Annotated in this window: 13 protein-coding genes; 12 read left to right on the top strand and 1 reads right to left on the bottom strand. The window is 37.0% G+C overall.

Annotated features, from left to right (window positions below; all coding sequences use genetic code 11):
• The first annotated feature begins 28 nt into the window (after window positions 1-28).
• The 9 genes from QZN27_RS01180 (at window position 29) to QZN27_RS01140 (ending at window position 5612) form a co-directional block, all read left to right on the top strand.
• Entirely contained in the window at window positions 29-742 is a 714-nt protein-coding gene (locus QZN27_RS01180) for a (5-formylfuran-3-yl)methyl phosphate synthase (RefSeq protein WP_292885680.1), read from the top strand.
• Between the two features lie 13 nt (window positions 743-755).
• A complete protein-coding gene (guaB, locus tag QZN27_RS01175) occupies window positions 756-2240 on the top strand; it encodes an IMP dehydrogenase (RefSeq protein WP_296782658.1) in 1485 nt (494 codons plus the stop codon).
• Between the two features lie 220 nt (window positions 2241-2460).
• On the top strand, window positions 2461-2730 hold the full coding sequence (rpl37A, locus tag QZN27_RS01170) for a 50S ribosomal protein L37Ae (protein WP_292874571.1): 270 nt from the start codon (window positions 2461-2463) through the stop codon (window positions 2728-2730).
• Window positions 2731-2733: 3 nt separating this feature from the next.
• Window positions 2734-2865 (top strand): DNA-directed RNA polymerase subunit P, encoded by a 132-nt coding sequence (locus tag QZN27_RS01165; RefSeq protein WP_082706360.1) that lies wholly within the window; start codon window positions 2734-2736, stop codon window positions 2863-2865.
• A 41-nt stretch (window positions 2866-2906) separates the two neighbouring features.
• A complete protein-coding gene (locus tag QZN27_RS01160) occupies window positions 2907-3392 on the top strand; it encodes a Brix domain-containing protein (RefSeq protein ID WP_296782650.1) in 486 nt (161 codons plus the stop codon).
• Window positions 3385-3651, top strand: coding sequence for a KEOPS complex subunit Pcc1 (locus QZN27_RS01155; RefSeq protein ID WP_296782648.1), 267 nt, complete (start codon window positions 3385-3387; stop codon window positions 3649-3651). Before QZN27_RS01160 ends, QZN27_RS01155 begins: the two co-directional genes overlap by 8 nt.
• A 27-nt stretch (window positions 3652-3678) precedes the next feature.
• Window positions 3679-4026, top strand: coding sequence for a prefoldin subunit beta (locus tag QZN27_RS01150; protein ID WP_296782646.1), 348 nt, complete (start codon window positions 3679-3681; stop codon window positions 4024-4026).
• Window positions 4027-4061: 35 nt separating this feature from the next.
• Window positions 4062-4346, top strand: a complete 285-nt coding sequence (locus tag QZN27_RS01145; protein ID WP_296782642.1) for a DUF3194 domain-containing protein — start codon at window positions 4062-4064, stop codon at window positions 4344-4346.
• A gap of 576 nt (window positions 4347-4922) precedes the next feature.
• A complete protein-coding gene (locus tag QZN27_RS01140) occupies window positions 4923-5612 on the top strand; it encodes a HisA/HisF family protein (protein WP_296782639.1) in 690 nt (229 codons plus the stop codon).
• On the opposite strand, the gene QZN27_RS01135 is transcribed toward QZN27_RS01140, so the two are convergent.
• Window positions 5604-5783 (bottom strand): hypothetical protein, encoded by a 180-nt coding sequence (locus QZN27_RS01135; RefSeq protein ID WP_296782637.1) that lies wholly within the window; start codon window positions 5781-5783, stop codon window positions 5604-5606. The two genes, QZN27_RS01140 and QZN27_RS01135, sit on opposite strands and share 9 nt — an antisense overlap.
• A gap of 111 nt (window positions 5784-5894) precedes the next feature.
• Between QZN27_RS01135 and QZN27_RS01130 the strand changes: the two genes are divergently transcribed.
• From QZN27_RS01130 to QZN27_RS01120, 3 genes are all read left to right on the top strand, one after another.
• A complete protein-coding gene (locus tag QZN27_RS01130; RefSeq protein ID WP_296782634.1) occupies window positions 5895-6743 on the top strand; it encodes a cation diffusion facilitator family transporter in 849 nt (282 codons plus the stop codon).
• Between the two features lie 14 nt (window positions 6744-6757).
• Complete coding sequence (locus QZN27_RS01125; RefSeq protein ID WP_296782632.1) at window positions 6758-7579, top strand: PfkB family carbohydrate kinase; 822 nt, start codon at window positions 6758-6760, stop codon at window positions 7577-7579.
• 161 nt (window positions 7580-7740) lie between these two features.
• The coding region (locus QZN27_RS01120; RefSeq protein ID WP_296782630.1) for a DUF4011 domain-containing protein at window positions 7741-12501 on the top strand (4761 nt) is incomplete at its 3' end.

The raw sequence follows: 12501 nt of genomic DNA, 5'->3' as shown, positions 1-12501 counted from the left end.
TAAAATAATATTTTATTGGAGGAAATACATGCTTCTATTAATAAGTCCTATAAATCGTGAAGAAGCTCTCGAATCTATTGAAGGCGGAGCAGATATTGTTGATGTGAAAAATCCTAAGGAAGGTTCTTTAGGTGCTAATTTCCCATGGGTCATTAAAGAAATTAGGGAATTGACACCTGAAGACAAGCTTGTCAGCGCTACTTTAGGTGATGTGCCTTACAAACCGGGTACAGTTTCACTTGCTGCAATGGGAGCTCACGTGTCAGGGGCAGATTATATTAAAGTTGGATTATATGGAACAAAAGACCATGATGAAGCTGTTGAAGTCATGGAAAATGTTGTAAAAACTGTAAAAGATGTTAGCGAAGATACAATTATCGTAGCGGCAGGTTATGCTGATGCTCACCGTGTAGGTGCGGTTGATCCGATGGAAATACCAAAAGTTGCAAAGGATGCAGGATGCGACCTCGCAATGCTTGACACTGCTGTTAAAGACGGTCATACATTATTTGATTATTTAGATTTAGACAAGTTGAAAGAATTTGTCGAAGAAGCTCACGGCTATGGATTATTGACTGCACTTGCAGGTTCCGTTAAAAAGGACCAATTGAAACCATTACATGATATCGGTTGCGATGTTGTTGGTATCAGGGGAGCTGCATGTGTTGGCGGTGACAGAAACACCGGAAAAATACACCATACCGCAGTTGCTGAGCTTAAAGAGTTATTAGATTCATTTTAATTAGGTGTTAATCATGTCATTTTCAAAAAAAGTACAAGAAGCAAGAATGTCTTATACCTTTGACGACTTCCTTTTGACTCCTAACGCAAGTTATGTTGAACCAAAGGACATTGATACTAAAATTGAGTTAGGAAAAGGAATCAAATTGAATATCCCTGTTTTAAGTGCCGCTATGGATACCGTTACCGAAGCGGATCTTGCAATAGCCATGGCACAGGAAGGTGGAGTAGGTGTAATTCACAGAAACATCACACTTGAAAGACAAGTTGAAGAAGTCAGAAAAGTTAAAAATGCTGAAGATTTAACAATACGTGATGTAATTACCATTTCTCCAGGTTCCACTGTCAGCGAAGCTGAAGAGACAATGCGCAATGAACTCATCAGCGGTTTGCCTGTTGTAGATGGTGACAAAATTCTTGGAATCATTTCAAAAAGGGATATCAGACCATTCCTAAAATCTGAACCTGCTACTGAAATCAAGGATATCATGACTTCAGATGTCGTTACCGTTGAGGAAGGAGTTTCTGCTGAAGAGGCTTTAAACATTGCATATGACAATAAGGTTGAAAGGCTTCCTGTTGTTCGTGACGGCAAATTAGTTGGAATCATTACTATTAAAGATATTTTAAACCAATCACAATATCCTAATGCGGCAAGGGACAAGGACGGCAACTTTTTGGTTGCTGCTGCATGCGGTCCGTTTGATTTGGACAGGGCAATGGCACTTGACCAGGCCGGTGCGGATATCATTTCAATTGACTGTGCTCATGCTCATAACATGAATGTGGTCAAATTCACCGAAACAATTAAGGATAATATTGACGCTGAGCTTTGTGTCGGTAACATTGCAACCGCCGAAGCTGCTGAAGACTTAATTTCAATGGGTGTCGATGCACTTAAAGTAGGTATCGGTCCGGGTTCAATGTGTACCACCCGTATCGTAGCTGGTGTCGGTGTACCACAACTTACAGCAATTTCTGATGTTGCAGATGCTGCAGCCGATTCAGGAATTCCTGTTATTGCTGACGGGGGTATCAGATACTCCGGTGATGTTGCAAAAGCTATCGGTGCTGGAGCAGATGCAGTAATGCTCGGTAACTTGCTTGCGGCATCCTTGGAAGCACCTGGTGACATTGTTATCATGCACGGTAAGCAATACAAAAAATACCGTGGAATGGGATCAATGGGTGCAATGACCAGTGAATTTGACGGTGGAGCAGACAGATACTTCCAAGGTCAAAAAAGTAAAATGAACCACACTAAATATGTGCCTGAAGGAATTGAAGGTGCTGTGCCATACAAGGGAACAGTTGCTGAAATCCTGTTCCAGTTAGTTGGTGGTTTAAAATCATCTATGGGTTATTGCGGTGCTGAAAATATTAAGGCAATGCAGCAAAAAGCAAACTTCGTTAGAATTACAAGCAGTGGTATTAAGGAATCTCACCCACATGACTTGTTGATTACTAATGAAAGCCCAAATTATCCAACTCTTGACTAGTTGGATATTATTTTAAATTTTTTTGATGGGAATATGGAAATTGGCAGAATGATTTATAGGAATTATTTTTTCTCATCAAAAAGTAATTTTTTTCTTAAAATACTTATTTTAAGCAAACCTTTAAATATTAGATAATATAATATTATCATATTAGATAATTTTATGGTTATTTTATATAATCAATTTATTTTAAATTTTAATTATTATGGAGAAGATATAAATGGCAAGAACTAAAAAAGTGGGTATTACAGGAAGGTTCGGTGCAAGATACGGAAGAAAAGCAAAAAGATCTGTTAAAATCATTGAAGAAAACATGAAAAAGAATCATGTTTGTCCTAAATGTGATAGACCATATGTAAAAAGACAAGCTGCTGGAATCTGGAAATGCAGAAAATGTGGTGCAGTATTTACTGGTGGAGCATACGTTCCACAAACTCCTATGGCAAAATCTGCAGCACGCAGTATCAGAGACATTAAAGTGGAGGAATAGGCCTTGTACAGGTGTCCACGTTGTGGAGCAGAAGTAGACCATAAAAGCTACATGGAAAATAAATGTCCTAAATGCAGATATAGGATTTTATTTAAAAATGTTCCAGAAACCACTAGAATTATAAAAGCAAGATAAAATCTTTGCTTTTACTAAATTTTTTACTATTTTTGATTTAAATGTTAATTTCAACTTCTAGAAAACCTTCTCAAAAAACTAGAAAGTTCTGTAAGAATTTAGCACGCGTTACTGATTCAACATCAGTTAACCGGGGTAAAATGAACTTTAGGGAGTTACTGTTAAAGGCATTGGAAGTTGATGAATATAATGTAGCTGTTGTTAATGAAATCAAAGGAAATCCCAGCAGGATTTCTTTTTTCTCAAACAAAGGCGAATTGCTACTGACAATTCTTATTGGAGTGACACTGGATAATGAAAAGACAAACATCGCTCCATCACAATTGAAAATAGTATCTGAAGTTAAGAAACTTGATGTCCTAAGCGACATTCTAGATTTGGATTTAGTAGATAAGGCTGAGGAAAACTACATATTGATTTCTAAAAGTGACGATTCAATAGCCAGAATTCATTTTGTCAATAAATTTGGGGATAAGTTAAACTTCCAAATCAATGTTAAAAAGATTTTAGAGGTCCCAAATGATTGATGAAAGTCCTCTGGAGAGAGTTAAAAGCAATATAGCTGTTGAATTTGAAAGTAGTAATCAGGCTAAAATCATTTATGATGCGATAATTCTGGAATTTGAAACCGCTCCCGATTTCAGGTCATCAATGACCATCGAACTGGACGGATCAAATATCATGATTGATATTGACGCACAGGATTCTACTTCCTTTAGAGCTTCTGTCAACTCAGCAATCAAGTGGATCAAATTGGCATTAGAAATAAATAATTTAACAAATTAATACTTATATAATAATTAAGGTGATAAAATGGAGATTCCTGAAAATATTCAAGAACAATTAAATCAGTTTCAACAGTTACAACAACAGGCTCAAGCTGTAACCATGCAAGTTCAAAATGTTGAAGTACAAATTCAAGAAACTGAAAAAGCATTAGAAGAACTTAAAAAATCTGATGAAAATACTGAAGTATTCAAACAAGCTGGTACTTTACTCATTAAAGTAGAATACAGTGACGCTTTAGCTGACATGGAAGACAAATTAGAAACTCTTGAGTTAAGAAAACAAACTATGACTCGCCAAGAAGAAAGAGTTCTTAAAAAACTCCAGGAAATGCAAACCGCTATCCAATCAGCTATGCAAGGTATGGGCCAATAGGCTTAAACCTTAACTTTTTCTTTTTTTAGATTTTCATGTCAAAACTTAAAGTATTAACACAGGATGATTTGGCAACCATCTCAGATGATTTCGGTGAAATTTTAGAAAGTGAAATTTCAAAAGCTCTGCCTGCCAAGGAAATCGAGGATTTGGATTTGGACATTGTTTTAAGCTATGAAGACAAGCAGTTAGATGTGGATGTCGATGTTGGAGTTCTCTTTGATGAGCTGTCTGAAATTACCCAGGACCAAATTGCCCAGGCGATTGATGAGGCTTATGTGAGATTCGATTCTTATATTGATGAGAATTTCAGGGCTTAATTATTTTTTTTAAATTTTTGTGTAATACTTTTTATATATTTTATATTAATTTAAGTAATACTTTTTTATCAAAAAGTATTTATATCATTAAGTATAATTTTTATATAAGTTTGAAGTAATCTCAATAGCTTAGCAATATTAAGGACAAACACGTAATACTATCTTTCAAATTCCCTCTTAATTACTTCAAACTTCATTAACCATTACTTTTTTCAACTTGACTTTATCAATCAGATTTTATAACTTTTTGATATTTTAGGTTTCTCTAAAATTTCGAGTTTTACATTTTTTGAATAATTATATATTCATGTTGATATTATTATTAAAATAATTATATTTTGTTTATTTATTTTGATATTTATTGTAATTTATTTATTCAATTTTACTTTAATTTTTCTAAAATATAGTAACATTTATATATGATGTAGATTAACTTTATTAATAGAGGTTCATAACATAACTGTTATTTACCATATGAATTGATCATTATTTTTTATTCTCGAGAGGGGCTGAAAAACACTTCAGCTTTTCTCACCTCCTTAAGTTTTTAATACTAGTTTTTTCTTATTTTATAATATGATTAAAAAAATTCCAGTAATAGATTTGAAACAGCATCAGGCCGTAAGCGGTAAATCCGGAATGAGGGATACATATCAGCCATTGAACACTGTTTTTGCACACTCTGCAAATCCTGTTGAAATTGCACAGGGCTTGAAACTGAACGGGGCCGATGAAATGTATATAGCTGACCTGGATTTGATAGAATCCCAAGGCCACAACGTCAATGACATAAGAATGGTCAATACAATAATTCCCGTAATGTTCGATGGCGGCGTTAAAAACTGCGAGTCCTTTGAATTTTTCCTTGACTATGCATTTAAGGTGATTATTCCGACCGAAACACTTGAAAGCATTGAGGAGATGGAAAAGATATTCGAAAAATATCCGAAGGAAAGGATTGTGGTCAGCATTGATACAAAAAACAGCGAACTGCTTGCAAAGCACCTTGATGTGAGTTTATCTGAACTTAAGGAGATTTTGATAAGACTTGATCCCAACGAAATCATTCTTTTGGATATCACCGGTGTCGGAACTGAAAAGGGATATAATAAAAAGTTACTGGATGAATTTGGTGAACTTAAGGACAAATTAATAATTGCCGGCGGATTGAATAAGGATTCTTTAGTTGAATTGGAATCATTGGGTATAAAAAAAGTATTGATAGGAACTAGTCTTCATTCAGGAGAAGTGAAACTCTTAGACTAGAACGCTTAAAACCACATATGGGAATGCACAAGCCATAATAAACAGTACAATTCCTAAAACTAATTTACCTTTATTTTCTTCAAGGGATCCTGAAATAATCATCACTATTGCCAGAAATCCTAAAACTACTGGAAGAATATGAGAAAAAATTGTAGTTCCAATTATCGCCATTTTAAATCACTACTATAATTTTACCTTGTTTAATTATATAAATGTAACTTTAAAATTAATTGTTCAAAGGTTAAATAAACTTTTTATATTAATTTTTTTAAATATTAGTCTATGAGAGTGGATACGCATCATCATCACAAAAAAGCGAGTGAAAATTTGGCAGTCGTATTTTTTCTGAACCTTACTTTCAATATAATTGTCGTGGTGGGGGCGCTTGCTACAAATAGTATGGCTATCCTAAGTGATTTCATTCATGACCTGTCAGATACCATTTCAATCGCTTTGGCATGGTTTTTGGAGCATGTTGCCCAAAGGGATTCATCTGAAAACTATTCCTACGGATATCAGCGTTTTTCAATACTTGGCGCAGTGATAATATCCGTTTTTGTCATCATCATGGCATTTGTGATTTTATCGGAAGCAATTCCCCGTTTGTTTGCTCCGGAAGGTGTTGATGCCGGAGGGATGCTGGTTATTGCAGTCATTGGTTTGATATTCAAATCAGTTTCAGTTTACAGGCTCCACAGAGGAGAGACATTTAATGAAAAGGCGATTCTGTTCCATCAGCTTGGAGACGTATTTGAATGGGTTGCAATATTGGTGCTGAGTCTGGTGCTCATGTTTTGGGAAGGTGCCGCATATCTTGATCCGTTCGTTTCCATAGGCATTGCCATATGGCTGATATTCAATCTCGGCCGCAACCTGGTCAAATCGGTTCAGATATTGCTTCAAAAGACTCCAAGCAATTTTGATGTTGATGAGTTCAAATCATCAATCACATCCATCACTGGGGTAAATGCAATCGATGATTTCCATGTGTGGTCACTTGACGGCATTGATTCCGTCTTGACTGTTAAGGTTTCAATCGGCAACTGGGAAATGCAGGACGAAATAAAAAAGGAGATTTATGATATTGCTTCAAAGTATCATATCGTTGACATTACTATTGAATTTGATTAATTTGGGGATAACTTATGACACTGGTAGTTATTGGGCCTGTAACTCATGATTTTGTTGTTATCGGAGGTGAAGAGTCTCATAAAGTTGGTGGGGCGACCTATTTTCAAAGCTTTGTTTTCGAGGAGTTCCACAATGATTATGTGGCCATCGTCAACTGTTCTGATGATAAGCTGATTGAGGAATTCCCTTCAAGGGACAAGGTTAAGGTAATCCGGAAAGATGACACACATTTCTTCATAAATAACTATCCTTCCAGGGATGATTTGAACACAAGAGAGCAGTTGAGCAATTTTGCAGATATTGCGATATTGCCGAGTGATTTGGAGGAAATATTGCCATGTGAAATAGACGGTTTTGTCTTGAATCCATTGAACCGTTTTGATTTTCCGGCTGAAACTGTTGAATATCTGAAAAGTTTCGGCGTTCCGATATTCCTGTCACTTCAAGGTTTCCTGAGAGTTCCGGATGTGCAAGTAAATGATAACTACACCATAAAATTATCTGACTTTGATGAGTTGGCATCTATTTTATCAGGTGTTGATGTGATATTTTTGGATGAGTCAGAGAAAAACATAATCGGAACCGGGTATGATGTAGATGAGATGGTCATAACTAACGGTTCTCATGGTTCGAGAATTGTCTCTGATTCGGAGATTAGAATCGATGCCGTTCCATGTGTTAATCTTGTGGATACCACCGGCTGCGGCGACACATATATGGCTGCATATATTTCACAAAAATTATTGCTTAAATCTCCCGAAACCGCTGGAAATTTTGCATCCATGATTGCAAGTGAAAAAATAGAAAATTTTGGGCCTTATAATTTTAACAAATAATTAATTTTTTTCTGAATTTTAAAAATTATTTTTAACGGTTATCATTTCTTATTTTTAATACTTTTTATTTGAATTCTCCTTGATTAGAAAACTTTATTAATTAATATGATTATAATTATATATGCATTTTTGAATTTTTTTTACACTTTTAAAGGGTCATCATGTTAAACAAATCAACAAATATAATCGAAAGGGAATTTAAGAATTTACGTAAGGAGCTATTGGACTTAACATTAAGGAATCAACTTCTTAATTTTAAATCAAGAGCTAAAACTATCACTATAGTAAATCAATCTCCTATAAACCTTTATCAGACATTGGTCCTGCAAGAGAACAAGATGTATTTTGTAGCCAATAAAAAGGATAAGAAAGAGGATAAATCTTCTGTTTGGGATCATATTCCATTTGATTTTTCAAAGTTTTCAGAAGGAGATAAGAAGTTAGCTACTGATTTGACTCCAAAAGAGCTTCAAAAAAGATTATATTACATTAATAACCAAGCTAAAACAATGCTTCAGGAGCAAGGTTATAACATTCTGTATTTGGCAATTGGCTTTTTGGAGTGGAAAGACAAATCAAAGCCAAGACAAAAGAACAAGGCGCCTTTGGTATTGATTCCCGTTTCAATGGAGAGGAAAAAAGTAGGTGAATCATTCAATCTTGAATGGACAGGTGAAGATATTCAAACCAACATCTCACTTAAGGCCAAGCTTCTTGAAGCAGGCATCGAGCTTCCCGATTTTGAATTCAAAAGGTATGGTGAAGTGGTAGACCATTACATCGCAAGCGTCAAACGTGCAGTTTCACGTATGGACGGATGGGATGTCAACAATGAAGTGGCTTTAGGATTTTTCAGTTTTACAAAATTTGTAATGTATAATGATTTGAACCCTGAAGCATGGGAAGATAATGTTGACTTGACCAAAAACGAATTGATTCAGGCCATATTCAACCCGGCCAAAAATGACCAGGAAGCATTCAGGGAAGAGGAAATCGACTCAAGGCTCGAATATCAGAACATGTATCAGGTTCTTGATGCGGATTCATCCCAGATTGCAGCCATTCAGGACGTTAAGGCAGGCCGCAATTTGGTTGTGGAAGGACCTCCGGGAACAGGTAAGTCACAAACCATTGTGAACCTGATTGCGGAGCTTTTGGCTGAAGGTAAATCAGTTTTATTTGTATCAGAAAAGATGGCGGCGCTGGATGTTGTAAAGGACAGACTGACCGGTGTCGGTCTGGGCAAGTTTGTCTTGGAATTACATTCTCATAAAACCCGACGTAAGAAATTCCTTAAGGACCTGCAGAAGGCCACAAATGTAAGGGCTCAGGAGCCTTTAAACATTGACCAGACTATTCGTAAGCTGGAAACTCTGCGTCGTCAACTGGATGATTATTCTCAAATTATTCACATGCCTGCTTTTGCAGTCAATTTATCACCGTTCCAGTTATATGGAATGAAGGAATCTGCCGATGACCATTTTGCCCGCAAAGACACACTGATGCCATTGGTAAGGTTCGAAAACCCTGAAAGCATCACTTTAAAAGATCTGGATGATATGAAAATCGCCCTTGAAAACCTGGCGGAGCTGTATCAAACCATTTCAAAGGAAAATCCGTGGAGCAAATGTGCACCGAAAAGCCTCTTGCCTGCTGATTTGAGGGAAATTGAAATGCTTATCAACGATACCTTGCACGCCTTGGACAATTTCCTTGTGGAGCGTGGCAGGGTTTATGACATTTACGGAATCAAGCAGCCGGACACATTAAACGAATTCCAGAATTCATTGTCCGCATTTGAAATAATCAAATCCCAGAATGCGGAGCTTATTGATGGAAGCATACTGAAATCCGGTGCATGGAACAATAACAATGATGATGCATTCCTGCTTATTAGGGAACTTGAAAAGTATCAGAAATATGCAGGTGCCCTAACCAAGTTCAACCAAAGCATTTTCCAGGTTGATATCGACAGGCTGATTTATGAACTGCAGCATCTCTCAACCAAAAGGTTCAGATTCTTCAACAACAAGCAGTACGTTGAGCTTGTCGAAAGATATTACGCAGTTCCGGTTCCGGACAGCATTGAAGAAATTATCAGGGATTTGCAGCAGGCAAAAGCGGTTATCAATATTAGAAAAACCCTTGAAGCCAACAATGCATTAGGTCAGAAGTATTTCGGAGGATATTGGCATCTGAATGCAAATCCTAATGACTTGAAGGCAATTGCCCGCTGGATGAATGAGTTTACAGCATTGGTTCGTGAAGGAACATTTTCACAAAACACCATTGACCTGATGAGCAAGGACCTGTTTGATATCCATCCCGAAAGGGATCTTGCCGATTACATTGACTCTGGTGAGGAATTTGTAAGGGTGCTTTCAAGACTTAAGGATAAGTTGAATCCGAGAAGCAAGCTAATCTTTAAAAGGGAAACCGGTGATGTGCCATTCGAAGCATGGAAGGAACAGTTGTATAATTGGAGAGGACAACTTTCAAGCCTTCACCTGTGGTCCCAATACCTGAATACCAAAAATGCGCTCAAATCCTCAAATGCAAAAATGTTTGTTGATTCAATCGAGAAAAGAAACATTAAAAAATATGATATTGAGGCGCTGGTCGAAGGAAACTTTGCGGATTCCCTATTGAATATTCTATTTGTTGAAAACCAGGAACTGGCAACATTTGTTGGAGAATTGCATGAAAACCGTATCCGTGAATTCAAGGATTTGGATAAAAAGATTTTAACATTAAACCGTAAAAGAATCTACCATAAGCTGAACAGCAACATTCCGAAAATCTTCGGAGGAACAGAAAACCCTCAGGCAAAAATATTGGCCGGAGAATTCACAAGAAAAAGCGGACACATGCCTGTAAGAAAACTTCTGGAAAAGGCAGGCGGAATGATAAAGCAAATCAAACCTTGTTTTATGATGTCCCCATTGTCTATTGCACAATATCTTGATCCTACAAATGAGGAATTGCAATTTGATGTTGTCATTTTTGACGAAGCAAGTCAGGTAAAACCTGAAGATGCATTAGGTGCGTTCATGAGAGGAAAAACTGCAGTTGTTATGGGAGATACCCAACAGTTACCGCCTACATCATTTTTCGACCAGATGTCAGATGCAGACAGCGATGAAGAGGAAGCAACTTCACTGGATATGGAAAGCATATTGCATTTATGTAAATTATCATTCCCTGTAAAAATGCTGAAATGGCATTACCGTTCACGCCACGAATCACTGATTACAGTATCAAACAGGGAATTCTACGACGATGACCTATTGGTTTATCCTTCACCTTCACATTCAGACCCTGAACTAGGTTTGAAATTCCATTATAATCCAAATACCCAATATTTAAGAGGAGCTTCATCCAAAAATCCATTGGAAGCAAAGGATGTTGTTGATGAAATATTCAATCATTTCGCAAAATATGGCGATACAAAAAGTTTGGGTGTAGGAACATTTTCAGTTGCACAGAAGAATGCCATTCTTGAGGAACTGGAGGTAAGGCGTAAGGAACATCCTGAATATGAACCTTTATTCTCTGATAACAAGGAAGAGCGTTTCTTTGTCAAAAACCTTGAAACCATCCAGGGAGATGAAAGGGATGTTATCCTAATCAGTGTGGGATATGGTTATGACCAGGACGGTAAAATGTCACTTAACTTCGGTCCGCTAAATCAGGATGGTGGTGAGAGAAGGTTAAACGTATTGATCACCCGTGCAAGAGAAAAATGTGTGGTATTTTCAAACTTTAAAGCTTATGATATGAATTTAACAGCCAATCCTCCATATGGTGTAAAATCCCTTAAGGAATTTTTGGAATATGCCGAAAACCTGACACTTGGAACCCATAGTGTAGAGGAAGTGTCAAAAGAACCGTTTGAAGATGCAATTGCCAGCTTTTTACAGGAAAACGGTTACATTGTTGACAAACACATCGGATGTGCCGGTTTTAGAGTGGATCTGGCTATTGTGGATGATGAAAATCCTGGAAAATACATACTCGGTATTACAACTGACGGAAAAATGTACGCCTCAAGTAAGGTGGCACGTGACAGGGACAGGCTCCGTGAACAGGTATTGACCGGACTTGGATGGAAACTATACCATTTATGGTCTACAGATTGGTATAGAAACCGTGATTTAGGACGTAAAAAACTCCTGGACTTTGTTGAAAAATCCATCCGTGAAACTCGCGAAGAGGAAAAACGCAAATCTGAAGAAGAAAAAAGATTGGCTGAAAAGAGAAGATTGGAAGCTGAGAAGAAAGCTGAAGAATTGCGCATTGCCCGTGAAAAAGAAGAAGCTGAAAGAAAAGCTAAAGAAGAAGCGGAAAACAATGAAATAAATCCAGAAGATATCGGACCTGAAGACTTTGTTGAAGTTGAAAAGGTAGATGATGGAGATATTCTGGAAAAACCAATCGATGTGGGTGAACTTGACCCTGAAGAATTCTTTAAAGATGTTGCCGCAGAAGAGGTTAAGTCTCCTAAAGCAATAAATGAAGATGGTCCTTCAGAAGTCAAATCCGAGTTTGTTCAGGTTGAGGATTCCGGTGAGGTTAAGGATTATTCCGAGGATGTTGGTGAGTCAGAGTTTGTTAAGGATTCTGATGAAGCGGCTGAATCTGTTCAAACAGAGCCGTTAAATGATAATGATGATTCTCAGGAAATCCATGCGGAAACTTCTGGAAATGATGATGCTGAAGTCTGGGAATCTGAAGATGACGAGTCTTCAAACAAGGATGATGATGCTGAAGTTTGGGAATCAGATGAAGGAGTCTCTCCGGAAGATAATGCCGAAGTCTGGGAAAATGATAAGGATTATTCAGATGAGGAAAAACCAAAATCAGTTAAAGATAAAATAAAATCATTTTTAGGTCACAGTCATTTACAGGAAGATGGCGAAGAA

This window comes from uncultured Methanobrevibacter sp. (assembly GCF_900316895.1).
In the GTDB taxonomy this organism is placed as follows: domain Archaea; phylum Methanobacteriota; class Methanobacteria; order Methanobacteriales; family Methanobacteriaceae; genus Methanocatella.
Note: the sequence above shows the minus strand (reverse complement) of the source record. Positions and strands in the feature narration are given on the sequence as shown.